Below are 26,932 nucleotides of genomic sequence, written 5' to 3' on the forward strand. Positions count from 1 at the left end.
GCCGGCGGGGACACTCGCCGGCCTTCGCCAATTCGGGGAACACCGATGCTGCAACGCCGTCACCTCCTGGCCGCCCCGACCCTGCTCCTCGCCCGCCCGGCCCGGGCCGCCGACTGGCCTGACCGTCCGCTCGCCATGATCGTCGCCTTCGCCCCCGGCGGCGGCACCGATGCCGCGGCCCGCACCATCGCCCGCTTCCTCGAGCGTGACCTCGGCCAGCCCGTCGTCGTCAACAACCGCCCCGGCGCCGGCGGCGAGATCGGCTTCGGCGAGCTGGCGCGGGCGAAGCCGGATGGCCTCACCATCGGCTTCATCAACACCCCCCACATCGTCACCCTGCCGATCGAGCGCCGCACCCGGTTCCGGCTGGAGGACTTCACCCCCATCGCCAACATCGTGGACGACCCGGGCGCCTTCTACGTCCTGACCGACAGCCCCTACCGCAGCCTCGCCGACCTCATCGCCGCCGCCCGCGCCCGGCCCGAGACCATCAGCTACGGCAGCACCGGCATCGGCTCCGACGACCACCTGGCCGTCCTCGCCTTCGAGCGCCAGGCCGGCATCCGCCTGCTCCACATCCCCTATGCCGGCAGCGCCCAGGTGAAGCAGGCGCTGATCGGCAAGACCATCGAGCTCGCCTCGATGAATGTCGCCGAGGGCGTGCAGGAAAGCCGCCAGGGCCTGCTCCGCATGCTGGCCCAGATGGGCGAGCGCCGCACCGAGGTGGCGCCCGAGATCCCGACCTTCCGCGAGGCCGGCTTCGATGTGGTCGAGGGCTCGATGCGCGGCCTCGCCGCCCCCGCCGGCCTGCCGCCCGCCGTGCTGCAGCGCCTGTCCCTCGCGGTGGACCGCGTGGTGCAGGACCCGGAATTCCAGATGAGCGCCATTCAGCAGGCCCTGCCGCTCCGCTTCCTCGGCCCGGAAGCCTACCTCGCCGAACTCACCGCGCTCCGCGCCAGGTACCAGGCCCTCTGGTCCACCCATCCCTGGCGGGAGTAGCGGGGGAGGAGCCGCCCGCCCCTCCCCGCCCGCTCAGGCGAAGAGCAGGTCCGCCATCGCCGCGCTGCCGGTATCGGTGAAGGCGAAATCCGCCGCCCCGTTCCGGTTCAGCAGCGCCGTATCACGGGCCAGCTCGGTGCCGTTGTAGCTGATGCCGTCGACATGCAGGTTGCGGTCGGTCCCCGCGACACCGCCATAGGCATCGTTGAGGAAGGTGACCGTGACCTTGTGCGAGCCGGTGCTCCAGTCGCCCCGCACGGTGATGACGTCATCCTGCCCCGACGCATGGGAGGCGCTCGCGGTCAGCGTGCCGCCGATCTGCTTGCCATCGACCTTGACGGTGTATTGCGCGCTGCCGTTCCAGGCATCCTGGCTGATCTTCAGCACCAGCGCGTCGCTGCCGCTGCCGACGGTCTTCACCATCCCGCCGGACGCCGCGCCGCCGGTATCGGTGAAGGCGAAATCCGCCGCGCCATTCTTGTTGAGGAAGGCCGTCCCCTGGGCGAGCGCCTTGCCGTTGTAGCTGACGCCATCGACATGCAGGTTGCGGTCGGCGCCGGCGCTGCCGCCCCAGGCATCGTTGAGGAAGGTGACGGTGACCTTGTGGTTGCCCGCGCTCCAGTCGCCCTTGATGGTGATGACGTCATCCTGCCCCGACGCATGGGAGGCGCTCGCCGTCATCACGCCGCCGATCTGCTTGCCGTCGACCTTGACGGTGTATTGCGCGCTGCCGTTCCAGGCGTCCTGGCTGATCTTCAGCAGCAGCGCGTCGCTGCCGCTGCCGACGGTCTTCACCACCCCGCCGCCGGGCGCCGGCCCGGGTGTCGGCACCGGCGCCGGCGAAGAGGATGTCAGCCAGTCGAAGCGCTTGGCGAAATCGCTCTGCCAAGCAGCCCGGTCCTCGTAGACCGTCCGCGCCCCGCCGCTCTCGGCGAAGTTGAAGCCCTGGTCGGTGCGGTCCACCCAATACTGGTTGCCGGCCTTGCGGTACTCGCCGCCCCAGCTTTCGGCCGTCGGGTCGTCATTGTTGCTGGCGGTGTCGATCAGGTAGAGGATGGTGGCCGAGTCACCCATCTTCGTCAGGTTCAGGTCGCCCGACGTGCCGCGGATGTCGATCGTGTTCTGGTAGAACAGGTCGCCGAGCGCGCCATGCCCCTTCGCGTTGTTGGCGGCCCAGCTATTGCCGGTCGGATAGCGGTTGTCGGGAAGGGCATAGACCCCGAAATGCGTGCTGGCCTCGTCGATCCACCAGAGATCGCCTTTGCCAGCGAAATTCGTCTTGAGGTACTTGTGCGCGTTCGGCTCCTGTACCTGGCCGGCCACCGAGAGCAGACGGATGTTGTCCGCGATGTCCGGCGCGTCATACAGCGCCCGCGCCACGTCGCCGACCCCGCCCCAGGTGGCGACATAAAGGTCGGTGCCCGCCGCGGCGGCCTCGCGCGCCTCGCGCACGATGGCGCGGGAGGCGTCGGTCTGCGCCACGATGCCGCTCGCGCCCGCGACCGTCTTGGTGCCCTGGTAGGTGATGCCGTGCAGCTCGGCCGCCGTCTTGAAGCCGCTGCCATGCCGCGCGAGCTCGTCCTGGTTGGCGGCGTATTTGTCGATGACGTGGTGGATGAAGGACGCATCGTTCTTGCCGGGCTGCCAGCGCGAGACGCTGGAGGCGATGCCGACGATGTCGAATTTGTCCTGGTACATCAGCGCATGGACGAGGGATTGGACGTCGTCCTTGTCCCCGTCGATGTTGTTGATGCCGGTGATCATCTGCATGTCGGTCGAGATGAACAGCCTCGGGAGAGCCATGGGACACTCTTGCCTTCTGCCTGCCGGCCCGTCCGACCCGGCCGCCATCCGGGTCGGACAGGGACAGGCCGCGGGGCGGCTCATGGAGGTCTGACTTCGCGATCGCGTGAGTCGCATGTCCTGTCTGTCATTCGCGTTAAGCGAATATTAATGGGATAAAATATATTTACGGTTGATAGCACCGACAGGTTGGCACGGCCGCTCCGGCAAGCCCTGCCCATAGGGCCCCGCCTCGTCCAGACTGCGGCTGTCCAACCCGGAGGTCCGCGATGATCCAGGTGCATCACCTGAACAACTCCCGCTCCCAGCGCATCCTCTGGCTGCTGGAGGAGCTTGGCCTGCCCTACGAGGTCATCCGCTACGAGCGGGACCCACAGACCATGCTCGCGCCACCCGAACTCCGCGCCATCCACCCGCTCGGCAAGTCCCCCGTCCTGGTCGAGGACGGCGGGACGCTCGCCGAGACCGGCGCCATCGTCGAATACGTCCTCGAACGCCACGGCGCCGGCCGGCTCGCCCCGCCGCCCGGCACGCCGGCCCATCGACGCCTGCGCTACTGGCTGCATTTCGCCGAGGGCTCGGCGATGACGCCTTTGCTGCTGAAGCTTTACCTGACGCGGGTCGGCGAGGCCGCTGCCCCCGTCCTCAACCGCATCGAGGCTAATATCGCGGCGCTGCTCGATTACCTCGAGGCGGAGGTAGCGAAGGAGGGCTACTTCGCCGGCCCCGACTTCACCGCCGCTGACGTGATGATGAGCTTCCCGCTCGAGGTCGCCACCGCCCGCGGCGGGCTGGACGCCTCCCGCCCCGCGCTCCTCGGCCTCCTCCACAGGCTCCAGGCCCGCCCCGCCTATCGCCGGGCGCTGGAACGCGGCGGCGCTTACGCCTACGCCCCTTGACCTTCCTGCTCCTTTGAGCACTTGATATGCTCAAAGGAGCAGACCTCATGAGCGCCCATGCCATCCCGGCCGGCCTGTCCCACTATCTCCGCCTCTACCAGGCCTCCGCTGTCGAGCGGATCGCGATGATCAAGCTCGGCCTCCCGGCCAGCGAGGCCAAGCGCATCTTCGCCGACCTCGCCATCGGCCAGGGCGCCGCCCTCAAGGCGCTGCGCCTGTCGCCGGCGACGGTCAACAAGAAGGCGAAGCAGGACCAGACCCTCTCCCCCGGCGAGAGCGAGCGCGTGCTCGGCATGGCGAAGCTGGTCGGCCAGCTGGAGGCGATGATCCAGGCCTCCGGCAACCCGGAGGGCTTCGACGCCACCGCCTGGATGTCCCGCTGGCTGCAGGCGCCGCTGCCCGCCCTCGGCGGCCAGCGCCCGATCGACCTGATGGACACGATGGAGGGCCAGGCCCTCGTCTCCACCGCCCTCGCCCAGATGCAGGGCGGGGCCTATGCGTGAGCCTGACCGCCTGGCGCATCGCCACCGACACGCCGGATTACGAGGCCGATGACCTCACCGGCACCGGCGCGAAGCAGACCGGCGGCCGCTGGAACGAGCGCGGCCTTCCCATGCTCTATGCCTCGGAAAGCCGTGCCCTCGCCTGCCTGGAGACGGTCGTCCACCTGAATGCCGGCGGCCTGCCGCTCAACCGCTACCTGGTCGAGCTCGCCATCCCCGAGGCGCTCTGGACCGCCGCGCAGCAGGAGACGCCCGCCACCCTCCCGGTCGGCTGGGACGCGGAACCCGCCGGCCGCGCCAGCATCGCCTTCGGCACGCAATGGCTCCGCGCCGGCCGCTCCGCCCTGCTGATCCTCCCCTCCGTCATCGTGCCGGAGGAGCGGAACATCCTCATCAACCCGCAGCATCCGGCGAGCCGCGGCATCGCCGCCCGCAAGATCCGCCGCTGGCTCTACGACGCCCGCCTCGCCTAAACCGCCCGAACCCGGTTGCCCTCGCCCCTCGCAGCGACTACCTGACGCCCGACGGTTTCCCCCATTTCGTAAAGACAGGCATGAGCGATCCAACCGACCTGCCGCCGGGCACCGCGCCGGCGGATACGCAAGCCACGGCCCAGGCCACCGAAGCCGAGGCCAGCCCCGACCAGTCCCCGCCGAACAGCTTCGCCGAGCGCATCGCCGCGCTGGAGGCTGAGGTCGCCCAGTTCCGCGACCGCTGGATGCGCGCCGAGGCGGAGACGCAGAACCTTCGCGCCCGCACCCAGCGCGAGGTGGCCGACGCCCGCAACTACGCCATCCAGAAATTCGCTGGCGACGTAGTCGAAGCCGCCCAGAACCTCCGCCGCGGCCTCGAGGCGCTCCCCGCCCCGCGCGACGGCGAGGACCCGCTGCTGGCCAAGCTCCGCGAGGGCTTCGAAGGCGTCGAGCGCAGCTTCATCGGCATGCTGGAGCGCCACGGCATCCAGCGCCAGGAAGCGCAGGGCCAGCCCTTCGACCCGGCGCTGCACCAGGCGATGGCCGAGCAGCCGGCGCCCGAGGGTGTCGCCCCCGGCACCGTCATCCAGGCCTGGACCCCGGCCTGGACGCTGAACGGCCGCCTGCTGAAGCCCGCCATGGTCGTCGTCGCGGCAGGCGGCTCCGCCAGCGCCTCGGCCGCCTAAAATTTAGCCAAAGGCCGGCCAGGGGACTTGTTCTGCCTCTGGCCGGGCCATACATCGGGAGCGTCGCCGGAAGCATTCCGGCAATATTCCCATCCGAAGATCGCCCGCGCCCCAGACCTGTGTGTGGGGTTCTCGGGCAGGGTCAGTTCAAGGGGACGGGTGCGGTGCCATGTCAGGGCCGCCCTCGCCCGCCGCAAAGGAGAAGCACGGATGAGCAAGGTTATCGGCATCGACCTCGGGACCACCAATTCCTGCGTCGCCATCATGGAAGGCAAGGAAACGCGGGTCATCGAGAACGCCGAGGGCGCGCGCACGACGCCGTCCATGGTTGCCTTCGCCAAGAACGGTGAGCGGCTGGTCGGCCAGAGCGCCAAGCGCCAGGCGGTGACCAACCCGAACAACACGCTCTACGCGGTGAAGCGCCTGATCGGCCGCCGCTTCGACGACCCGATCGTCAACAAGGACATCAACCTCGTCCCCTACAAGATCGCGCGCGCCGACAACGGCGATGCCTGGGTCGAGGTCGAGGGCCAGAAATACGCGCCGCAGCAGATCAGCGCGAACATTCTCGGCAAGATGAAGGAGACGGCCGAGGCCTATCTCGGCGAGAAGGTGACGCAGGCCGTCATCACCGTCCCCGCCTACTTCAACGACGCCCAGCGGCAGGCCACCAAGGAAGCCGGCGCCATCGCCGGGCTCGAGGTGCTGCGCATCATCAACGAGCCGACGGCGGCCGCGCTCGCCTATGGCATGGACCAGAAGAAGGGCGGCACCATCGCGGTCTACGACCTCGGCGGCGGCACCTTCGACGTCTCCATCCTCGAGATCGGCGACGGCGTCTTCGAGGTGAAGTCCACCAACGGCGACACCTTCCTCGGCGGCGAGGACTTCGATGCCCGCGTCATCGACTACCTGGCCGATGAGTTCCGCAAGGAGCAGGGCATCGACCTGCGCGGCGACAAGCTCGCCCTGCAGCGCCTGAAGGAGGCCGCCGAGAAGGCGAAGATCGAGCTGTCCTCCGCCAAGCAGACCGAGGTGAACCTGCCCTTCATCACCGCCGACGCCTCCGGGCCGAAGCACCTGGTGATGACGCTCACCCGCTCGAAGCTCGAGGCGCTGGTCGATGACCTCATCGCCCGCACCATGGAGCCTTGCAAGCAGGCGCTGAAGGATGCCGGCCTCACCGCCGGCGAGATCGACGAGGTGATCCTGGTCGGCGGCATGACCCGCATGCCCAAGGTCATCGACGCCGTGAAGCAGTTCTTCGGCAAGGAGCCCGCCCGCAACGTCAACCCGGACGAGGTCGTCGCCATCGGCGCCGCCATCCAGGGCGGCGTGCTGAAGGGCGAGGTGAAGGACGTCCTGCTACTCGACGTGACCCCGCTGAGCCTCGGCATCGAGACGCTGGGCGGCGTGTTCACCCGGCTGATCGACCGCAACACCACCATCCCGACCAAGAAGTCCCAGGTCTTCTCGACGGCCGACGACAACCAGACCGCCGTGACGATTAAGGTCTTCCAGGGCGAGCGGGAGATGGCGGCCGACAACAAGCTGCTCGGCAACTTCGACCTGCAGGGCATCCCGCCGGCGCCGCGCGGCGTGCCGCAGATCGAGGTCGCCTTCGACATCGACGCCAACGGCATCGTCTCCGTCAGCGCGAAGGACAAGGCGACCGGCAAGGAGCAGCAGATCAAGATCCAGGCCCGCTCCGGCCTGTCGGACACCGATATCGAGCGGATGGTGAAGGACGCCGAGGCCAATGCCGAAGCCGACAAGAAGCGCCGCGAGGGTGTCGAGGCCCGGAACAACCTGGAAGCCCTGATCCACAGCGCCGACAAGACGCTGAAGGAGAACGGCGACAAGGTCGGCCCGGCCGAGAAGGGCGAGGTCGAGTCCGCGATCGCCACGGCCCGCACCGCCCTCGAGGGCGGCGAGCTGGAGGCCATCCGCTCCGCCTCCGAGGCGCTGTCCCAGGCGACGATGAAGGTCGGCGAGGCGCTCTACAAGGCGCAGCAGGCGGCCGAGCAGCAGCAGGCCGGCGGCGCCCAGCCGGGCGCCGGTGGCCCGGGCGGTGGCCCCGACAAGGTGGTGGATGCCGATTTCGAGGAAGTCGACCCCACCAAGAAGAAGTCCGGCTAAGCCGGACTCGCACCCGGCCCAAAGGGACATCCCTCGGGGCCGGGCCTGTCGGAGTTCGGGCCCGGGGACATGCTCCTCCGGGCCCTTTTCGCTGCACCTTCCTCAGGGGATGTCGCCCCGGCCATGGCGAAGCGGGATTTTTACGAAGTGCTCGGCGTCTCGCGCGAGGCGAGCGAGGACGAGCTCAAGAAGGCCTATCGCAAGCTGGCGATGGCCTATCACCCTGACCGCAATCAGGGTGACAAGGATGCCGAGGCCAAGTTCAAGGAGCTGAACGAGGCCTATGACGTCCTGAAGGATGCCGAGAAGCGCGCGGCCTATGACCGCTTCGGCCATGCCGCCTTCGAGGGCGGCGGCGGCCCGGGCGGCGGCGGGGGCGGGGGCAACCCCTTCGGCGCCGGCTTCGAGGATATCTTCGAGGAGATGTTCGGCCGCTTCGGCGGCGGGGGCGGCCGTGGCCGGCAGCGCCAGGCCTCCGGCCGCGGCGCCGACCTCCGCACCACGGTCGAGATCAGCCTCGAGGAGGCCTTCGCCGGCACCAAGTCCACGGTGCGCGTCCCCAGCAGCATCTCCTGCGAGGCCTGCAACGGGACCGGCGCCGAGGCCGGCTCCACCGCGGCCCAGACCTGCCCCACCTGCCAGGGCGCCGGCAAGGTACGCGCCCAGCAGGGCTTCTTCCTGATCGAGCGCACCTGCCCCACCTGCAGCGGCCAGGGCAAGATCATCAAGAACCCCTGCAAGGTCTGCCAGGGCGCCGGCCGGGTGCAGCGCGACCGCAACCTCAGCGTCTCCATCCCGGCGGGCGTGGAGGACGGCACCCGCATCCGCCTTGCGGGCGAGGGCGAGGCCGGGCTGCGCGGGGCGCCTGCGGGCGACCTCTATGTCGATATCGGCATCCGCCAGCACCCGATTTTCCAGCGGGACGGCGCCAACATCTTCGTCCGCGTGCCCTTGCGGATGACGCAGGCGGCGCTCGGCGGCGCGGTGGAGGTGCCGGTGATCGATGGCGGCCGCGCCCGCGTTACCATCCCGGCCGGCACCCAGGCGGGCGACCAGTTCCGCCTGCGCTCCAAGGGCTTCTCCGTCCTGCGCAGCGCCGCGCGGGGCGACATGTATGTCCAGGTCTCGGTCGAGACGCCGCAGAACCTCAGCAAGCGCCAGCGCGAATTGCTGGAGGAATTCGAGGCCGAGGCCGCCAAGGGCGGCCGCACCAGCCCCGAGAGCGAGGGATTCTTCGCCAAGGTGAAGGATTTCTGGGACGGATTGGCAAGATAACGCTGCCGTGATTGGCGCCTGAAGAATGATTCGGCTGCGGGAACCCGCGCCGATTCGCCACGTTGTACACCCCGACCGCCGCACTTCCCCCCAATCGGCGGTCCAGGCAGGTGGCGGTGCGCACTGGTCCCAGCGCACCGCCGCCCGCCCCCCCCTTTCCCTGAGACAGGAGATGCCGATGGCCACCAGCCCCGTGGCCCCTGGTGTTGCGATCGAAGAGACCGCGCAGCTCATCGCCGCCGCGAAGGTCGGCGGCACCCCGGTCTTCAACCGGCGCGCCGAGCGGCTCGGCACCGTCGAGGACGTGATGCTCGACAAGCGCTCCGGCCGCGTCGCCTATGCGGTGATGGCCTTCGGCGGCTTCCTCGGCATCGGCGAGCGTTACCACCCCCTCCCCTGGTCCATGCTCCGCTACGACGTCGATCTCGGCGGCTATGTGGTCGATCTCGACCGCGACCAGCTGGAAGGCGCCCCGAGCTACGCCGCGACGGACGAGGTCGACTGGGCCGACCGCCAATGGGGCCAGCGCGTTTCCGACTACTACGGCGTCCGCCCCTACTGGGCCGAAATCCCGTGATCTGACCATCTGGACGGGCGCCCGCCGCCCGTCCACAGTCGCCCGATGTCCATCCGTATCGGCATCGCCGGCATCACCGGCCGCATGGGGCGTCTCCTCACCGAGGAAGTCGCCGCCGCCGGCGCCACCCTCTCCGGCGGCCTCCGCCGTGACGAACCCGCCGCGCCGCTCTTCGCCGCCAGCGACGTCGTCATCGACTTCACTAACGCCGCCACCGCGGAGGCCCATGCCGCCGCGGCCGTCGCCGCCGGCGTCCCCCTCGTCCTCGGCTCCTCCGGCCTGTCAACGGCACAGGAAACCGCCCTCGCCGAGGCCGCGCGCAGCATCCCCATCGTCTACGCCGCCAATTTCGCCACCGGGGTGAATCTCGTCCTCGCCATGGCCGAACGCATGGCCGCCGCCCTGCCCGCCGCGCAATACGATGCCGAGATCCTCGAGATGCATCACCGCCAGAAGGTGGACGCCCCCTCCGGCACCGCCATCGCTCTCGGCCGCGCCGTCGCCCGCGGCCGCGGCACCACGCTGGAGGAGGCCGGCACCGAAAGCGGCCGCGACGGCCATTGCGGCGCGCGGGGCACCGGCACCATCGGCTTCGCCGCACTCCGCGGCGGCCAGGTCGTTGGCGAGCACAGCCTGATCTTCGCCGCGGGCGCCGAGCAGATCGTCCTCACCCATCGCAGCTTCGACCGCCGCGCCTATGCCACGGGCGCCGTCCGCGCCGCGCTCTGGCTCAAGGGCCGCGCCCCCGGCCTCTACGACATGAGGCACGTCCTCGGCATGGCCTGAACGGTGTCGAAACAAGCCGTGTTGTGAAACGCGCCCCTTCCGCTTGACCCCCCGCCCCCCGCCTGCGACACACGCGCGCCCCGATCGGGGTCAGCCAGGCCGGGGTCTGCCGGACCGTTACCCGCGACAAGAGGCCGAACCAAGCCATGCGCGACAAGGGCGAATACCTCTTCACCTCCGAATCCGTGTCCGAAGGCCACCCCGACAAGGTTGCCGACCGGATCTCCGACACGGTGCTCGACGCCTTCCTCTCGGCTGACCCCTATGCCCGCGTGGCCTGCGAGACGCTGGTCACCACCAACCGCATCGTCCTCGCCGGCGAGACCCGCGGCCCCGACAGCGTCACCCCGGCCCTGCTCGAGGAGCTGGTCCGCGCCGCGGTGAAGGATATCGGCTACGACCAGGAAGGCTTCTCCTGGCGCAACGCCGCCTTCGAATGCCACCTGCATGCCCAGTCCGCCGACATCGCCGTCGGCGTCGACGCAGCCGGCAACAAGGACGAGGGCGCCGGCGACCAGGGCATCATGTTCGGCTACGCGACGAACGAGACGCCGGAGCTGATGCCCGCCCCGCTCACCTTCGCGCACAACATCCTGCGCAAGATGGCCGAGTACCGCCATGCCGGCGACAAGCGCGCCCGCGGCCTGCAACCGGACGCCAAGTCCCAGGTCACGCTGCGCTACGTCGACAGCAAGCCGGTCGGCGTCACCTGCGTCGTCATCTCGACCCAGCATGACGAGGGCATGGAGCAGGCCGAGATCAAGGAGCTGCTGCGCCCGATCGTGCGTGACGTCCTCCCCGCCGGCTGGGAGGTGCCCGAGGCCGAGTTCTACGTGAACCCAACCGGCAAGTTCGTCATCGGCGGCCCGGACGGCGATGCCGGCCTCACCGGCCGCAAGATCATCGTCGACACCTATGGCGGCGCGGCCCCGCATGGCGGCGGCGCCTTCAGCGGCAAGGACCCGACCAAGGTGGACCGCTCGGCCGCCTATGCAGCCCGCTACGTGGCGAAGAACGTGGTCGCGGCCGGCCTCGCGGATCGCTGCACCATCCAGGTCTCCTACGCCATCGGCGTCTCCAAGCCGCTCTCGGTCTATTTCGACCTACACGGCACCGGGCATGACGTGGACGAGGTGAAGCTGGCGAGCGTGGTGCAGGAGATGGTGAACCTCTCCCCCCGCGGCATCCGCGAGATGCTGCGCCTGAACCGCCCGATCTATGTCCCCAGCAGCGCCTACGGCCATTTCGGCCGCACGCCCAACCAAGCGAAGGACACCTTCACCTGGGAGCGCACGGACATCCTGGCGCCGGAGCTGAAGCGCGCCTTCGGCCGCTGAACCCTCGCCACGGATCGCGACTTGGGGGTGGTGCCACGGCACCACCCCTTTTTCATGCCAGGATCGCCGATGACAGCCGAACGCCCGCCGCTCGCCGAGGGCATCCCCGACCGGCTCTACGGCCGCCGCCGCGGCCACCCGCTCCGCCCCCGCCAGCAGCGCCTGCTGGAGGAAACCCTGCCCCGCCTCCGCCTCTCGCCCGAGCAGGCCGCCGACCCGCGCGCCGCCTTCGGCACGCCCGTCGAGGCCCTCTGGCTCGAGATCGGCTTCGGCGGCGGCGAACACAGCCTGGCCCAGATCAAGGCCAACCCTAGGGTCGGCTACATCGCCTCCGAGGTCTTCGAGAACGGCCTCTGCTCCCTGCTGACCACCCTGGTCCCGGAGGGCGAGGAAGCCACCGCCCCGCTGCCCGGCCATCTCCGCCTCTGGCCGCAGGACGCCCGCCACCTGCTCGGCCTGCTGCCCGAGGGCGCTCTCGATCGCCTCTTCCTGCTCTTCCCCGACCCCTGGCCGAAGGCCCGCCACGCCAAGCGCCGCTTCGTCAACCCGACGCTGCTGCCGCTGGTCGCCCGCGCCCTCCGTCCCGGCGCCGAATGGCGCATCGCCAGCGACGACCCGACCTACCAGGGCTGGGTCGCCGAGGTCATGGCCGAGCAGGCGCTTTTCGACGTCCCCCCGCCCGCCACCGCCCGCCCCGAGGGCTGGCCCGGCACCCGCTACGAGGCCAAGGCTCTCCGCGAGGGCCGCAGCCCGCTCTACTGGAGCCTGACGCGGCGCGGGTGATGCTCCGCCTCCTCGCCCTCGCCTGGCTCGCGACCGTCACCGCCGCCGCGGCCCAGCCGGTGCCCAACCAGGTCTATCCCATCGGCAAGGCGCCGCGCCCTCCGCCCGGCATCGTCTGGCAGGCCGAGGACGAGTCCGGCCGCATCTTGCCGGAAGACAGCCTCCCACCCGGCGGCTGGTACCGCCTGCTCCGCCGCGAGGCGGACGGCACCACCACCCCGCTCGGCGGCCGCTTCGCCATCGGCCTCGTAGTGATCGTCACCGGCCAGTCCCAGGCAAGCTCCCTCTTCGCCACCGCCCCGGCCGCAGCCGGCGCCTTCCCCGCAACGCATGGTGACCCGCCCGCCCCGCCCCTCGCCGCCATGCTCCCCGACGAGGCGACGGGCTGGACCACGGCGATCGCCCCGCTCGGCGCCCGCATCCTGCTCGCCGAGTTGGCCCGCCATTTCGGCCCCGGCATCCCGCTCGGCCTCGTCAACGCCGCCTGGGGCAACAGCAGCGCTGCCATGCTCGCCGACCCCGCCACCCCGGCCGGCGCCCGCCTCCGCCGGATGGCGGCCCTGCCCGCCTCCGCCGCCATCATCCTCGCCCATGGCACGACGGATGCCCTCGCCGGCACCCCGCCCGCCTCCTATGCCGAACGCCTCTCCGCCGTCGTGGCGACGCTCCGCACCGCCTCCCCGGCGATGCCCGTCCTCCTCGCCCCGCTCCCGCCGCTGCTCGGCCGCACCACCCTGCTCGGGAGCGGCCGGCTGGCGATGCTCCTGCCCGGCCTCGCCCGCCGCCAGACCCTCGACCCCGCCCTCGCCCGCCACGCTGAGGCGATCCGCGCTGCCCAGACCGGCCTCGGCCTCCCCTCCGGCGGCGCGATGGAGGCTATCCTGCCCGGCCTCGACGGCATCCACTGGACGGAGACGGGCGTCCGCCAGGCCGCCCGCGAGGCCGCCGCCGCCCTTGCCGCCACCCTGCGCAGCGCCGCTTGCACCCGCGCTGGCGGATGCCTATAATCCCGGCAGTTAACCTCATCCGCTCTCAGGGGGGTGGCCTTCACGGGCCGCCTTTTTTGTTTTTGTCGACCGAACGCCCACAGCACGAAGGCCTCGAGGCCCGCATCGCCGATGCGGTGGCGCCCACCATCGAGCATATGGGCTATGAGCTCGTGCGCGTGCAGGTCAGCGGCAAGGAGCGCCCCGTCGTCCAGATCATGGCCGACCGCGCCGATGGCACCCCCTTCCGCGTCGAGGATTGCGAGGCGATCAGCCATGCCGTCGGCGCCGTGCTCGATGTCGAGGACCCGATCAAGGGCGAATGGTCGCTCGAAGTGTCCTCCGCCGGCATCGACCGCCCGCTGACCCGCACCAAGGATTGGGTCAACTACGCCGGCCACCTCGCCACGATGGAGCTGATGATCCCGCAGGATGGCCGCCGCCGCTTCCGCGGCACCATCCTCGGCGCCGATGCCGAGACCGCCCGCATGCGCCTCGACGAGGGCACCGACATCGCCGTGCCGCGCAGCAACATCCGCCGCGCCAAGCTTGTGCTGACCGATGCCCTGATCGAGGCCACCGCCGCCGCGTCCGGCCTGCCCGACCAGGATCTCCCCGACGAAGACGCGGATGCCGGTGACCCGGCACCCGAAGCCCCCAAGCCCGCCAGGAGGAATTAGCGCCATGGCCGTCGAGATCACCATCGCGCGCCCCGAGCTGCTGCAGGTCGCCGACGCCGTCGCCCGCGAGAAGATGATCGAGCGCGAGGAAGTGCTCGAGGCGATGGAGGAGGCCATCCAGAAGGCCGGCCGCGCCAAGTACGGGCACGAGAAGGACATCCGCGCCGTCATCGACCGCAAGAATGGCGAGGTCCGCCTCTCCCGCTGGACCGAGGTCGTCGACCAGGAGCCGGTCGAGAACGAGGCGACGCAGATCCCGCTCCGCATCGCCCAGAAGATCAAGCCCGGCATCCAGGCCGGCGAGTTCATCATCGACCCGCTGCCGCCGATCGACTTCGGCCGGGTCAACGCCCAGTCCGCCAAGCAGGTCATCGTCCAGCGCGTGCGCGAGGTCGAGCGGCGCAAGCAGTTCGACGAGTACAAGGACCGCGTCGGCGAGATCATCAACGGCACGGTGAAGCGCACCGAGTACGGCAACCTCATGGTCGATCTCGGCCGCGCCGAGGCCCTGCTCCGCCGCGACGAGACCATCCCCCGCGAGGCCTTCAAGAACGGCGACCGCGTGCGGGCCTATATCTACGACGTGCGCGAGGAGCCGCGCGGCCCGCAGATCTTCCTGAGCCGCACCCATCCCGGCTTCCTGGCCAAGCTCTTCGCCCAGGAAGTCCCCGAGATCTACGACGGCATCATCGAAATCCGCGCCGTCGCCCGCGATCCCGGCAGCCGCGCCAAGATGGCCGTCATCAGCCGCGACAGCAGCATCGACCCCGTCGGCGCCTGCGTCGGCATGCGCGGCAGCCGCGTCCAGGCGGTGGTGCAGGAGCTGCAGGGCGAGAAGATCGACATCATCCCCTGGTCCGGCGACAACGCCACCTTCGTCGTCAACGCCCTCGCCCCCGCTGAGGTCACCAAGGTCGTCCTCGACGACGAGGCACGGCGGGTTGAAGTCGTCGTCCCCGATGACCAATTGTCCCTTGCCATCGGGCGTCGTGGCCAGAATGTCCGCCTCGCCTCGCAGCTCACCCGCTGGGACATCGACATCCTGACCGAGGCCGAGGAATCGGAACGCCGGCAGGAGGAATTCCGCAAGCGCTCCGGCCTCTTCGTCGAGGCGCTGGACGTGGACGATGTCATCGCCGGGCTGCTGGTGACCGAGGGTTTCACCTCGGTCGAGGACATCATCTCGGTCGAGGACGAAGAACTGGCGGGCATCGAGGGCTTCGACGAGAGCGTCGCCGCGGAGCTGAAGCGCCGCGCCGAATCCTGGCTCGAGCGCCGTGACGTGGAACTGGACGAGAAGCGCCGCGGGCTCGGTGTCGAGGATGCGGTCGCCGAGATCGGCGGCTTCAACCCGACCCAGCTGGTGGCGCTCGGCGAGAAGGGTGTGAAGACGCTGGACGACCTGGCCGACCTTGCTTCCGACGAGCTGATCGAGATCGTCGGCGCCGACGCCATGGACGAGGAGACGGCCAACGCCGTCATCATGGCGGCGCGCGAACACTGGTTCGCCGAGGACGGCGCGAATGCAGACGGCCCCCCAGCATGAACCGGCGGTAGCCGGTGAGGCGGAAGAGGCCGAGCGTGGCCCACTCCGCCGCTGCATCGTCACGCGGGAGAGCCTGCCGAAGGAGCGGATGATCCGCTTCGTCCTCGGGCCAGATCGCGAATTGGTCCCCGATCTCGCCGGCAAGCTGCCGGGGCGGGGAATGTGGTTGTCGGCCAAGGCCGATGTGTTAGAACGCGCCCTGACGCGCGGCGCCTTCTCCAGGGCGGCTCGCGGCACCGTGAACCCGCCCCCTGACCTTCGCGCGCGGATCGAAGACGGCCTCAGGCGCCGCCTCCGCGATCTCGTCGGTTTCGCCCGTCGTGGCGGCCAGGCCATCTGCGGCCGGGACTCGGTGCGGGAATGGATGCGGTCCGGCAAGGCCGGGCTGTTGGTGGAAGCCTCCGACGGCAGCCCAAGGGAACGGGCCAGGCATGTCGGCGGGTTCGGGCTGCCGGTCGTGGCGCCATTGCCGGCCGATATGCTCGGCGGCATCTTCGGCCGGGACCAGGCCGTCCATGTGGCCATCGCGCCGGGACGGTTGGCCGAGGCCATCGAGGTGGAAGCCGTACGGCTCGCCGGCATCGCCGGCGCCCCGGCGGAACAGGGAATTTCCCGGCGCGAACCCTCGCGTCGGCAGTGAACGGACGGCAATGACGTCAGACGGATCGGGTTCGGATCAGCGCATGAGTGACCAGAACGACCAGGATGCGGCGAAGAGCAGGCTGAGCCTCCGGCCGGCCGGTGGCCGCCTGGAACTGGGCAAGACGGTGGATGCGGGCAGCGTCCGCCAGAGCTTCAGCCATGGCCGCAGCAAGACCGTCCAGGTCGAGGTTGTGAAGAAGCGCGTGGTCACGCCGGGCACCCGCCCGGCCGCCCCCACGCCGCAGGCCAGCCCCGCCGCGCCCGCCGGCAACCGCCCCGCGGGCGGCTCCGGCAACCGCCCGCCCGGCGGCCAGCGTCCCGCCTCCGCCTCCGCCGGCGGCCGCCCCCTCACCCAGGCCGAGCTGGCCACCCGCCAGCGCGTGCTGGAGGAGCAGCGCCGCCTCGAGGCCCAGCGCCAGCGCGAGGAGCGCGAGCGCCAGGCCCTCATGGTCCGCTCCGCCGCCGAGGAGGCCCGCCGCCGCGAGGAGGAGGAGCGCCGCCAGGCCGAGGAAGAGGCCATCCGCGCCGCCGAGGAAGCCCGCCTCCGCGAGGAGGAGGAGCGCCGCCAGGCCGAGGAGGCCCGCAAGGCCGCCATCGCCGCCGCCGTCGCCCCGAAGCAGCCCGCCGTTGAGGACGAGCCCCCGGCCGCTCCGGCGCCCGCCGCCGCCGCGCCCGCCCCGGCTCAGCCGGCCGCCCCCGTGGCGAAGCCCTCGCTGACCCCGGCACAGATCGCCGCTGCCCGTCGCCCCGCCGGCACCGCCCCGGGCGCGCCCGGCGGCGCCGCCTCGCCGGCTGCCAAGCTCTCGCTCCGCGCCCGCACCGCCGAGGAGGAGGACGAGGCGCGCCGCGCCGCCGCCCGCCGCCCGGGCGGCATCGTCGCCCCGGCCAAGAAGCCCGCGCTCGCCGCGGTGAAGAAGAGCCTCGGCGGCGCCGACCGCCGCGGCGGCCGCATCGACGTCCAGGCCGCGATCGAGGGCGAGGACGACCGCAGCCGCTCCATCGCCAGCATGCGCCGCGCCCGCGAGCGGGAGCGCCGCCAGCAGGAGCTCGCCCGCCTCCGCGCCGGCACAGAGCGGGTGGTGCGCGACGTGGTCCTGCCCGAGACCATCACCGTCCAGGAGCTTGCCAACCGCATGGCCGCCCGTGGCGGCGAGGTGGTGAAGGCGCTGTTCCGCATGGGCGTCATGGCGACGCTGACCCAGAGCATCGACGCCGACACCGCCGAGCTGGTGGTGCAGGAGTTCGGCCACCGGGTGAAGCGCGTCAGCGAGAGCGACGTGGAGCTCGGCATCGAGGGCGCGACCGATGTGGATGCGGACCTGCAGCCGCGCCCGCCCGTCGTCACCATCATGGGCCATGTCGACCACGGCAAGACCAGCCTGCTCGACGCGCTCCGCAAGGCCGATGTCGCCGCCCACGAGGCCGGCGGCATCACCCAGCATATCGGCGCCTACCAGGTGACGGTGCCGGACGGCTCCCGCGTCACCTTCATCGACACGCCGGGCCACGCCGCCTTCACCGCCATGCGCTCGCGCGGCGCCTCCGTCACGGACATGGTCGTGCTGGTCGTCGCGGCGGATGACGGCGTGATGCCGCAGACCATCGAGGCGATCAACCACGCCAAGGCGGCGAATGTCCCGATCATCGTCGCCATCAACAAGATCGACAAGCCGGGCGTCCGCCCCGAGCGCGTGCGGCAGGAGCTGCTGCAGCACGAGATCGTGGTGGAGTCCCTCGGCGGCGAGACCCAGGAGATCGAGGTCTCGGCCACGCAGAAGCTGAACCTCGACAAGCTGCTCGAGGCCATCACCCTGCAGGCCGAGCTGCTCGACCTCCGCGCCAACCCGAACCGCGCGGCCGAGGGCACGGTGATCGAAAGCCGCCTCGACCGCGGCCGCGGCCCGGTGGCGACCGTGCTGGTCCAGAAGGGCACGCTGCACACCGGCGACATCGTGGTCGCCGGCTCCGAATGGGGCCGCGTCCGCGCCATGCTCGACGACAAGGCCCGCCAGCTGAAGGAGGCCGGCCCCAGCCTGCCGATTGAGATTCTCGGCCTCGGCGGCGTGCCGACCGCCGGCGAGCCCTTCGTCGCGGTCGAGGACGAGACCAAGGCGCGCGAGATCTCCGAGTTCCGCCAGCGCAAGCTGCGCGAGAAGTCCTCGGCGGCGGCGACGGCCGGGCGCGGCACGCTGGCCGAGATGCTGGCCCGTGTGCAGCTCGGCGAGCAGAAGGAAGTCGCCGTCGTCGTCAAGGCCGATGTCCAGGGCTCGGCGGAGGCGATCGGCGTCACCCTCGGCCGGCTCGGCAACGAGGAGGTGCGCGTCCGCGTGCTGCACTCGGCGGTCGGCCAGATCACCGAGAGCGACATCCAGCTCGCCAAGGCCTCCGGCGCCGTGGTCGTCGCCTTCAACGTCCGCGCCACCACCCAGGCGCGGGAGATGGCGCAGCGCGACGGCGTCGACATCCGCTACTACTCGATCATCTACGAGGTCTCGGACGACATCGAGAAGCTGTACAAGGGCAAGCTGGCCCCGGTGCAGCGCGAGAAGTTCCTCGGCTACGCGCAGATCCTCCAGGTCTTCGAGGTCAAGCGCATCGGCAACGTGGCCGGCTGCCGCGTGACCGAGGGCGTGGTGAAGCGCGGCTGCGGCGTCCGCCTGCTGCGCGACGGCGTCGTCATCCACCAGGGCGAGCTGTCCACGCTCCGCCGCTTCAAGGATGATGTCCGCGAGGTCACCAACGGCTACGAGTGCGGCATGAGCTTCGCCAACTACAACGACATCCGCGTTGGCGACCAGATCGAGTGCTACGAGACGGAGATGGTCGCCGCCACCTAAGGCGCCGCCTCCACCCATTCCGGGGGCGCGGCGCCGCAGGGTGCCGCGCCCCTTCGCTTTTTCAACGGGTTCAAGCCCCTTCGAGGACGCCTATGCCCAAGCATTCCGCCGGCCCCGCCGCCGGCCCCTCCCAGCGCCAGCTGCGCGTCGCGGAGGAGGTTCGCCACGCCCTCTCCACCGTCTTCGCCCGCGCCGAGTTCCGCGACCCGGACCTTGTCGGCCTGCATGTGACGGTGACGGAGGTCCGCGCCTCCCCCGACCTCAAGCACATGACCGCCTTCGTCAGCGGCCTCGGACGCGAGCTGCCGGAGGCGCAGATGCGCGCCCTCCGCCGCGTCGCCCCCTGGCTCCGCACCCAGGTGGCGAAGTCGGTCCGCCTGCGCAGCGCGCCCGACCTGCATTTCCAGCAGGACACTGCGCTCGACTACGCCATGCAGATCGACCGCGCGCTCCGCCAACCCGAGGTCGCCCGCGACCTCGCCCCGAAGCCGGACGACGAGGCGTGAGCGGCACCCTGCCCTCGGGCGAGCCGCGCATCCGCACCATCGCCATGCCGGCCGACACCAACCCGGCCGGCGACATCTTCGGCGGCTGGCTGATGTCGCAGATGGACCTCGCCGCCGGCCGCCGCACCCATGGCCGCTGCGCCACCGTCGCGGTGGAGGCGATGAGCTTCCATGCCCCGGTCCAGGTCGGCGACGAGGTCAGCCTCTATGCCGATGTCATCTCGACCGGCCGCACCTCGCTCCGCATCCAGGTCGAGGCTTGGCGCCGCAGCCAGGTCACGGAAGAGAGCGTCCGCGTCACCTCCGCCGTCTTCACCTTCGTCGCGCTCGATGCCACTGGCCGGCCGCGTCCCGTCCCTCCCGAGGCCCGCTAGATGTCCAACGGCAAGCCCCGCCACCACCGCCACCGCAAGCCGAAGGGCCAGGTGATCGACGGTTGGCTGATCGTCGACAAGCCCTCCGGCATCGGCTCCACCGATGTCGTCGCCAAGGTCAAGCGCGCCTTCGACGCGCAGAAATGCGGCCATGGCGGCACGCTCGACCCGCTGGCCACCGGCGTGCTGCCCATCGCCCTCGGCACCGCGACCAAGACCGTCCCTTATGTGATGGACGGCACCAAGTCCTACCGCTTCACGCTGCGCTTCGGCGACCTGCGCGACACCGACGACGCCGACGGCAAGACGATCGAGACCTCCGACGCCCGCCCGACCGACGAGGCCATCCGCGCCGCCCTCCCGGCCTTCATCGGCGACATCATGCAGATCCCGCCGATCTACTCGGCGATCAAGCTCGGCGGCGAGCGTGCCTACGACCTCGCCCGCGAGGGCCAGATCGTGGAACTCCAGCCCCGCCCCGCCCGGGTGGACCGCTTCGAGCTGGAATCCCGCCCCGACGCCGACACCGCCATCTTCCTCGTCGAGAGCGGCAAGGGCGTCTACATGCGTTCCCTCGCCCGCGACCTGGCGCGCGCCGTCGGCACGGTTGGCCATATCGCGGCGCTCCGGCGCATGCGCGTCGGCCCCTTCCTCGAATCCACTGCAATTCCCCTGGACAAGCTGGGCGGTTCCGGCGATACGCCGCCTCCTTCCCCGGACCTCCTCCTTCCCGTGGCGACCGCGCTGGCCGACATCCCGGCGCTGGCCCTCACCGAGGCGGAGGCCATGCGGCTCATGCAGGGCCAGGCCTTCAGCCTGGTCGATCTCATGGGCCGCATTCCGGGCGCCGCCAACCCCGATGGGGGGCTGGTGCGCGCCATGGCGGGGGAGCGGTTCGTGGGGCTCTGCCGCCTGGACTCCGGCCTGATGAAGGCGGAGCGCCTGGTCTCGCAGGAAGGTCTGCAGCCGGTCGCTTGAACCGCCGAACCTCCGGAAGGGGGCGGCCAATACGGAGAACAACCCGATGTCGGCTATTCCTGCGGAGCGCCGCCAGGCGCTCATCACCCAGTATGCGACCAAGCCCGGCGACACCGGCAGCCCGGAAGTGCAGATCGCCCTGCTCTCGGAGCGGATCAGCGGCCTCACCGAGCACCTCAAGATCCACGCCAAGGACTTCCACAGCCGGCGCGGCCTGCTCGTGCTGGTCGGCCAGCGGCGCGGTCTGCTGGACTACCTGAAGAAGAAGGACCAGGGCCGCTACGAGCGCCTCATCGGCAGCCTCGGCCTCCGCCGCTAAGCACTCCGCACCACATCGCCTCGCGGCGCCGCGAGGCGGTGCCGCGAGCGGTCCGGCTGAAAAAATCCGTAGTAATCCCTGCGCAACCGGGCCATATCACCCCCGTGAGGCCGAAGCCTGCCCCTTGTGGCAGGCATGTCGGCCGACCGCCGCACGCGGCGGGCTGACAGGACAGCCGCCACCCCCCGAGACGATTGGGGCGGCCACGGCGTTTCCGGCCACATGGATCCCCGGCAACGGGGGCGGCCTTCCTCCCCCCTCACCGGCGGAAGTCTCGCACTCCATGCAGCCCGAAGCGCCGAGATTGAACGGCCAGACTGCCACCCACCGCGTCGCACCCCGGACCGCCCCGATGGCGCCTCCGGTCCCCCACCATGCCGGGCCCCGCGTCCGGTCAAGGAACGACGCATGTTCGAAAACTACTACCGCAAGGATATCGCCTGGGGCGGTCAGCTCCTGACGCTGGAGACGGGCAAGATCGCCCGCCAAGCCGATGGCGCCGTCATGGCCCGCCTCGGCGACACCATCGTGCTCTGCACCGTGGTCGGCTCCCGCAACGTGAAGCCGGGCCAGGACTTCTTCCCGCTGACCGTGAACTACCAGGAGAAGGCCTTCGCCGCCGGCAAGATCCCGGGCGGCTTCTTCAAGCGCGAGGGCCGTCCCTCCGAGCACGAGACGCTCGTCTCCCGCCTGATCGACCGGCCGATCCGCCCGCTCTTCCCCGAGGGTTTCCGCAACGAGGTCCAGGTCATCGCGACCGTCCTCAGCCATGACCTCGAGAACGATCCGGACATGGTGGCGATGGTCGGCTGCTCCGCCGCCCTCACCCTCTCCGGCATCCCCTTCTTCGGCCCGGTGGCCGGCGCCCGCGTCGGCTATATCGACGGCCAGTACGTGCTGAACCCGACCGCGGCCCAGCGCCAGCAGTCGAAGCTCGAGCTCGTCGTCGCCGGCACCGCCGAGGGCGTGCTGATGGTCGAGTCCGAGGCGCAGGAGCTCTCAGAAGAGATCATGCTCGGCGCCGTCGAGTTCGGCCACAAGGGCTTCCAGCCAGTCATCCAGGGCATCATCGAGCTGGCCGAGCGCGCCGCGAAGGAGCCCTGGGCCCTTCCCGAGCCCTCCGAGGCCGAGACCACGCTGAAGGCCCGTATCGCCGAGCTCGGCCGCGACGCCATCGCCCTCGCCTACAAGGAGACGCAGAAGCTTCTCCGTCAGGAGAAGGTCGCCGCCGCGAAGAAGGCCGTGGTCGAGCAGCTCGCCGCCGAGGGCCTCGAGGCCGACAAGGCGAAGGGCCTGCTGAAGGAGCTGGAGGCGGACGTCGTCCGCAACACCATCCTTGAGACTGGCCTCCGCATCGACGGCCGCGACACCAAGACCGTGCGCCCGATCGTGGCCGAGGTCGGCGTGCTGCCGCGCAGCCATGGCTCCGCGCTCTTCACCCGTGGCGAGACCCAGGCGCTTTGCGTGGCGACCCTCGGCACCGGCCAGGACGAGCAGATCATCGACGCGCTGCCGGGCGAGTACCGGGAGCACTTCATGCTCCACTACAACTTCCCCCCCTACAGCGTGAACGAGACCGGCCGCATGGGCAGCCCGGGCCGCCGCGAGATCGGCCATGGCAAGCTCGCCTGGCGCGCCCTCCGCCCGCTGCTGCCGGAGAAGGACAAGTTCCCCTACACCCTCCGCGTGGTCTCGGAGATCACCGAGAGCAACGGCTCCTCCTCCATGGCCACCGTCTGCGGCAGCTCGCTGGCGCTGATGGATGCCGGCACGCCGCTGAAGCGCCCCTGCGCCGGCATCGCCATGGGCCTGATCAAGGAGGATCGCGGCTTCGCCGTGCTCTCCGACATCCTGGGCGACGAGGACCATCTCGGCGACATGGACTTCAAGGTGGCCGGGTCGGAGCAGGGCATCACCGCGCTCCAGATGGACATCAAGATCACCTCGATCACCTTCGACATCATGCGCCAGGCCCTGGCCCAGGCGCGTGACGGCCGGATCCACATCCTCGGCGAAATGGCGAAGGGGCTGACCGGCGCCCGCGGCGACGTGGCGGCCAATGCGCCCCGCATCACCGTCATCAACGTGCCGAAGGAGAAGATCCGCGAGGTCATCGGTTCCGGCGGCAAGACGATCCGCGAGATCACCGAGCAGACCGGCTGCAAGATCGACATCGAGGATGACGGCACCATCAAGGTCGCCGCCACCAGCACCGAGCAGGCGCAGCGCGCCATCGACTGGATCCGCGGCCTGACGGCCGAGGCCGAGATCGGCGCCATCTACAACGGAAAGGTCGTGAAGACCGCCGATTTCGGCGCCTTCGTCAACTTCCTCGGCGCCAAGGACGGCCTTGTCCACATCTCCGAGTTGCAGAACGAGCGCGTCAACCGCACCACCGACGTCGTCAACGTGGGCGACGCGGTGAAGGTGAAGGTCATCGGCTTCGACGACCGCGGCAAGGTGAAGCTCTCGATGCGGGTGGTCGACCAGGCCACCGGCGCCGACATCACCGAGCAGGTCGGCGCCCGCCGCCCGCGCGAGGACGGCGAAGGCGGCGGCGACCGCCCCCGCCGCGACCGTCCGCGCCGCGAGCGCAGCGACGCAGCGGAATGACCCCGCACGGCATCGGGAGGGCTCTACCTTCCGATGCCGGCGGTACCATATCGGACGGCTTGAACTGGTATAATTCGAGGGCAGGGGCGTGAAGGCAATCAACGCGATCCGCATGGGCGGAGTCGAGGTTCTGCCATTGGTCGAAGGCGGCAAGGGCGTCGCCGTCTCCAACGGCGCCTCCTGCGGTGCCTGGGCCTCCGGTGGCGGCGTCGGCACTTTCTCGGCCGTCAACGCCGACAGCTACGACGAGAATGGCGAGGTCATCCGCCAGATCTATCACGGCAAGACCCGGCGCGAGCGGCATGAGGAGCTGGTTGCCTACGGCATCCGCGGCGGCATCGCCCAGGCCCAGGAAGCGCATGAGCGCAGCAACGGCCAGGGCCGCATCCACACCAACATCCTGTGGGAGATGGGCGGCGCCGAGCGCGTCGTCCGCGGCATCCTGGAAGGCGCCCGCGGCCTCATCAACGGCATCACCTGCGGCGCCGGCATGCCCTACCGCCTGTCGGAGATCGCCCGCGAGTTCCGCGTCCACTACTACCCGATCGTCTCCTCGGGCCGCGCCTTCGCCGCCCTCTGGAAGCGCAGCTACAACAAGACGCGCGAATGGCTCGGCGGCGTGGTCTATGAGGACCCCTGGCTGGCCGGCGGCCATAACGGCCTGTCCAACTCCGAGGACCCGGCCCGCCCCGAGGACCCCTATCCCCGCGTCCTCAAGCTCCGCCAGCAGATGCGCGAATTCGGTCTGGGCGAGGTGCCCATCATCATGGCCGGCGGCGTCTGGTGGCTGGAGGAGTGGCAGGACTGGATAGACAACCCCGAGCTCGGCCCCATCGCCTTCCAGTTCGGCACCCGCCCCCTCCTCACCCAGGAAAGCCCGATCTCGGACGCCTGGAAGCAGCGCCTGCTGACGCTGAAGGAGGGCGACATCCTCCTCCAGCGCTTCTCCCCGACCGGCTTCTACAGCAGCGCCGTCCGCAACGAGTTCCTCCAGGAGCTCGAGGCCCGCAACGAGCGCCAGGTCGCCTTCACCCAGGAGCCCGTCGGCGACCATGTCGCCGAATACGCCGTTGGCCCCCGCCGCCGCCGCGTCTGGCTGACGCCGCATGACCGCGCCCGCGTCTCCGCCTTCGAGGCGAGCGGCTTCACCGAAGCCATGCGCACGCCGGACAACACGCTCATCTTCGTCACCCCCGAGAAGCAGGCCGAGATCGTCAAGGACCAGATCGACTGCATGGGCTGCCTCTCCTCCTGCCGCTTCTCGAACTGGGACCAACACAGCGCCACCTTCGACAACGGCAAGAAGGCCGACCCGCGCAGCTTCTGCATTCAGAAGACGCTCCAGGACGTGGCCCATGACGGCGCGCTCGAGCACAACCTGATGTTCGCCGGCCACAACGCCTACCGCTTCGGCTCGGACCCATTCTACTCGAACGGCTTCATCCCCACCGCCAAGCAGCTGGTGGAGCGCATCCTGACGGGGCGCTGACCGCCCTCGACAGCCAGCACGGAGAACCGGAAGGGCGGCGCAAGCCGCCCTTCGTCGTTTCCGGCCCCGCCTGCCGATCCTCTCCGGAGGGGGGCCAGGGCGGTGCTGATGACACGCCCATGCCATGCGGTTACACAGCGGCGGGTTTCAGACGGTCGGGCGGGACATGCCGGAACAGGGTCGCGGGCTGCTGCCCGGGTTGCATGGGCTGCGCGCCGTGGCGGCGCTGATGGTGTTCCTCTACCACCTGCATGCGATCCCCGGCCTCCAGGTGCCGGCGGCGCTCCCATGGATCGCCACGCATTTCGGCTTCGGGGTCCACCTCTTCTTCGCGCTCTCGGCCTTCGCGCTGGCCTGGGCCAATCCCCATGCGGCGGAACGGCCCGGCCCCTACCTCGCCAAGCGCTTCTTCCGCATCGCGCCGCTCTATTACGTCGTACTCGCCGCCGTCCTGGTCCTGTCGCGCGCCGGCTGGCCAGGGATGGAGCGCTTCATCGCCGAGGTGACCTTCACCTTCGGCCTAGTCCCGGGCTGGCACCCCGGCCTGGTCCCGGCCGGCTGGACCGTGGGCACCGAGATGCTCTTCTACCTCCTGCTGCCGCTGCTCCTGCGGGTCCGCAGCATCGCCGGCATGGCTGTCGCGGCCGCCCTGACGACGCTCCTCTCCTACGAGGCGCGGCGGCTGCTGACGGCTTGGCTGCCCGGCAGCGACTACAGCCTAGCCTCGCTCCCGAGCAACCTCTCGGTCTTCGTCGCCGCGCTGCTCGCCTTCCGCATCTTCGAGAAGGTGCGCCGCACTGCGTGGGAAGGTCGCGCCGCGGCGCTCGCTGCCGCCTTCACCCTCGGCCTGCTCGGCCTGCTGCTCTCGCCGGCGGGCCAGCTTGTGGAGGGGCCGGGCGACTCCCGGGTGCTGGTCTTCGGCTATGCCTTCGCCGCGGCCTGCCTGTGGCAGGCTCTCCGCCCATCCTGGCTCCTGCGGTCGCGGCCGGCGCTCTGGCTCGGGGAGCGGAGCTACAGCATCTACCTCTCGCACTTCCTCCTGATCCTGACGCTGCGGCCGGCCTATGGCTGGGTCCTGGGGCATCTTGGGCAAGGCGGCGCGGCCTTCCTGGCCTGCACCGCCATCACCCTGCCGCCGCTCTGCGTCGCGGCCGCGCTCGGCTACCGCCTTGTCGAAGTGCCAGGGATCGCATTGGGGCGCCGGTTGATCGGGCGCGGAGGGACGATCCCGGGCCTAGGGCCGCTCGCCGGGCAGGAGCGCACCAGAACGTAGCGGCCGGAGGCGTGGCAAAGGGCGACGGAGCCAGGATTGTCGTTGCCGTCTTAGTGGAATGAGTATATAGGAAAATTAGCCTTGGGGAGAAGTTTGGGGGCTCTGCACCCAAGCCCGGCCGGGAAGGCGGGCGCCTTCCCGAACTCATGCACAAGCTTGGCAATTTGCTCTTCTAGCTCATGGCCAAAGCTACAAGCATGGATTCCGGAAACGCATCCTGCTCACAGGCGGCGAGCAAGGGCTCAACTGCAACCAACTACCCCAATCCGCAGCCGATCTGCACTCGAAGCAGATGCTCGGATCAAGAAGAGCCGTCTGAGTTCAGGCGGTCAGGAGATGCCATTAAAGTCCTAAATTCCTCAAGTTCCGCCCAGACCGGCAGATTTTTCAAAGCTTTACCGCCCCCGCCGCCCTGCAGATTTGAGACGG

At 70.2% G+C, this 26,932-nt stretch carries 24 protein-coding genes; 23 read left to right on the forward strand and 1 reads right to left on the reverse strand.

What is annotated here, in order from left to right; translation table 11 throughout:
- Nucleotides 1–45: 45 nt before the first annotated feature.
- The gene (locus tag EP26_RS13280; protein WP_043339098.1) at nucleotides 46–999 is read left to right on the forward strand and encodes a tripartite tricarboxylate transporter substrate binding protein; all 954 of its coding nucleotides are present in this window, start codon (nucleotides 46–48) and stop codon (nucleotides 997–999) included.
- Nucleotides 1,000–1,032: 33 nt separating this feature from the next.
- Here the strand turns inward: EP26_RS13280 and EP26_RS36805 are convergent, their stop codons facing one another.
- Nucleotides 1,033–2,802, reverse strand: coding sequence for a nucleoside hydrolase-like domain-containing protein (locus EP26_RS36805; protein ID WP_052389134.1), 1,770 nt, complete (start codon nucleotides 2,800–2,802; stop codon nucleotides 1,033–1,035).
- Nucleotides 2,803–3,071: 269 nt separating this feature from the next.
- Here EP26_RS36805 and EP26_RS13290 point away from each other — a divergent pair, with 269 nt between their 5' ends.
- From EP26_RS13290 to EP26_RS13395, 22 genes are all read left to right on the forward strand, one after another.
- On the forward strand, nucleotides 3,072–3,701 hold the full coding sequence (locus tag EP26_RS13290; protein WP_043339099.1) for a glutathione S-transferase family protein: 630 nt from the start codon (nucleotides 3,072–3,074) through the stop codon (nucleotides 3,699–3,701).
- Between the two features lie 47 nt (nucleotides 3,702–3,748).
- Nucleotides 3,749–4,204, forward strand: coding sequence for a type II RES/Xre toxin-antitoxin system antitoxin (gene parS / locus EP26_RS13295; protein WP_211259438.1), 456 nt, complete (start codon nucleotides 3,749–3,751; stop codon nucleotides 4,202–4,204).
- Nucleotides 4,201–4,677 carry an RES family NAD+ phosphorylase gene (locus tag EP26_RS13300; RefSeq protein WP_043339101.1) on the forward strand — a complete coding sequence of 159 codons (477 nt, stop codon included), beginning with the start codon at nucleotides 4,201–4,203 and terminating at the stop codon, nucleotides 4,675–4,677. Before parS ends, EP26_RS13300 begins: the two co-directional genes overlap by 4 nt.
- An 80-nt stretch (nucleotides 4,678–4,757) precedes the next feature.
- Nucleotides 4,758–5,363, forward strand: coding sequence for a nucleotide exchange factor GrpE (locus EP26_RS13305; RefSeq protein WP_043339102.1), 606 nt, complete (start codon nucleotides 4,758–4,760; stop codon nucleotides 5,361–5,363).
- Between the two features lie 210 nt (nucleotides 5,364–5,573).
- Nucleotides 5,574–7,502, forward strand: coding sequence for a molecular chaperone DnaK (gene dnaK, locus EP26_RS13310; RefSeq protein ID WP_043339103.1), 1,929 nt, complete (start codon nucleotides 5,574–5,576; stop codon nucleotides 7,500–7,502).
- A 123-nt stretch (nucleotides 7,503–7,625) separates the two neighbouring features.
- Entirely contained in the window at nucleotides 7,626–8,777 is a 1,152-nt protein-coding gene (dnaJ, locus tag EP26_RS13315) for a molecular chaperone DnaJ (RefSeq protein ID WP_043339105.1), read from the forward strand.
- A 178-nt stretch (nucleotides 8,778–8,955) separates the two neighbouring features.
- Nucleotides 8,956–9,354, forward strand: coding sequence for a PRC-barrel domain-containing protein (locus EP26_RS13320; protein WP_211259439.1), 399 nt, complete (start codon nucleotides 8,956–8,958; stop codon nucleotides 9,352–9,354).
- A gap of 45 nt (nucleotides 9,355–9,399) precedes the next feature.
- On the forward strand, nucleotides 9,400–10,140 hold the full coding sequence (gene dapB / locus EP26_RS13325; protein WP_043339106.1) for a 4-hydroxy-tetrahydrodipicolinate reductase: 741 nt from the start codon (nucleotides 9,400–9,402) through the stop codon (nucleotides 10,138–10,140).
- Between the two features lie 146 nt (nucleotides 10,141–10,286).
- Nucleotides 10,287–11,477 carry a methionine adenosyltransferase gene (metK, locus tag EP26_RS13330; protein ID WP_043339107.1) on the forward strand — a complete coding sequence of 397 codons (1,191 nt, stop codon included), beginning with the start codon at nucleotides 10,287–10,289 and terminating at the stop codon, nucleotides 11,475–11,477.
- 69 nt (nucleotides 11,478–11,546) lie between these two features.
- Nucleotides 11,547–12,260, forward strand: a complete 714-nt coding sequence (gene trmB, locus EP26_RS13335) for a tRNA (guanine(46)-N(7))-methyltransferase TrmB (RefSeq protein ID WP_043339109.1) — start codon at nucleotides 11,547–11,549, stop codon at nucleotides 12,258–12,260.
- On the forward strand, nucleotides 12,260–13,267 hold the full coding sequence (locus EP26_RS13340) for an SGNH/GDSL hydrolase family protein (protein WP_043339110.1): 1,008 nt from the start codon (nucleotides 12,260–12,262) through the stop codon (nucleotides 13,265–13,267). Before trmB ends, EP26_RS13340 begins: the two co-directional genes overlap by 1 nt.
- A gap of 56 nt (nucleotides 13,268–13,323) precedes the next feature.
- Nucleotides 13,324–13,926, forward strand: a complete 603-nt coding sequence (gene rimP / locus EP26_RS13345) for a ribosome maturation factor RimP (RefSeq protein WP_043339111.1) — start codon at nucleotides 13,324–13,326, stop codon at nucleotides 13,924–13,926.
- A gap of 4 nt (nucleotides 13,927–13,930) precedes the next feature.
- Nucleotides 13,931–15,472 carry a transcription termination factor NusA gene (gene nusA / locus EP26_RS13350; RefSeq protein ID WP_043339112.1) on the forward strand — a complete coding sequence of 514 codons (1,542 nt, stop codon included), beginning with the start codon at nucleotides 13,931–13,933 and terminating at the stop codon, nucleotides 15,470–15,472.
- A complete protein-coding gene (locus EP26_RS13355; RefSeq protein WP_043339113.1) occupies nucleotides 15,450–16,112 on the forward strand; it encodes an RNA-binding protein in 663 nt (220 codons plus the stop codon). Before nusA ends, EP26_RS13355 begins: the two co-directional genes overlap by 23 nt.
- Before the next feature lie 43 nt (nucleotides 16,113–16,155).
- Nucleotides 16,156–18,951: a translation initiation factor IF-2 gene (infB, locus tag EP26_RS13360; RefSeq protein ID WP_043339115.1), complete on the forward strand. Its 2,796-nt coding sequence runs from the start codon at nucleotides 16,156–16,158 to the stop codon at nucleotides 18,949–18,951.
- Between the two features lie 92 nt (nucleotides 18,952–19,043).
- Nucleotides 19,044–19,457: a 30S ribosome-binding factor RbfA gene (gene rbfA / locus EP26_RS13365; protein WP_043339116.1), complete on the forward strand. Its 414-nt coding sequence runs from the start codon at nucleotides 19,044–19,046 to the stop codon at nucleotides 19,455–19,457.
- A gap of 44 nt (nucleotides 19,458–19,501) precedes the next feature.
- A complete protein-coding gene (locus EP26_RS13370; protein WP_084112523.1) occupies nucleotides 19,502–19,831 on the forward strand; it encodes an acyl-CoA thioesterase in 330 nt (109 codons plus the stop codon).
- On the forward strand, nucleotides 19,832–20,809 hold the full coding sequence (gene truB / locus EP26_RS13375; protein WP_043339118.1) for a tRNA pseudouridine(55) synthase TruB: 978 nt from the start codon (nucleotides 19,832–19,834) through the stop codon (nucleotides 20,807–20,809).
- A gap of 46 nt (nucleotides 20,810–20,855) precedes the next feature.
- Complete coding sequence (gene rpsO / locus EP26_RS13380; RefSeq protein ID WP_043339119.1) at nucleotides 20,856–21,128, forward strand: 30S ribosomal protein S15; 273 nt, start codon at nucleotides 20,856–20,858, stop codon at nucleotides 21,126–21,128.
- Nucleotides 21,129–21,536: 408 nt separating this feature from the next.
- Nucleotides 21,537–23,741, forward strand: coding sequence for a polyribonucleotide nucleotidyltransferase (gene pnp / locus EP26_RS13385; RefSeq protein WP_043339120.1), 2,205 nt, complete (start codon nucleotides 21,537–21,539; stop codon nucleotides 23,739–23,741).
- Nucleotides 23,742–23,829: 88 nt separating this feature from the next.
- Nucleotides 23,830–25,230 (forward strand): NAD(P)H-dependent flavin oxidoreductase, encoded by a 1,401-nt coding sequence (locus EP26_RS13390; RefSeq protein ID WP_043339121.1) that lies wholly within the window; start codon nucleotides 23,830–23,832, stop codon nucleotides 25,228–25,230.
- 166 nt (nucleotides 25,231–25,396) lie between these two features.
- Nucleotides 25,397–26,503 (forward strand): acyltransferase family protein, encoded by a 1,107-nt coding sequence (locus EP26_RS13395; protein WP_211259440.1) that lies wholly within the window; start codon nucleotides 25,397–25,399, stop codon nucleotides 26,501–26,503.
- Nucleotides 26,504–26,932: the final 429 nt, after the last annotated feature.

Source organism: Belnapia moabensis DSM 16746, assembly GCF_000745835.1.
Lineage (GTDB): Bacteria > Pseudomonadota > Alphaproteobacteria > Acetobacterales > Acetobacteraceae > Belnapia > Belnapia moabensis.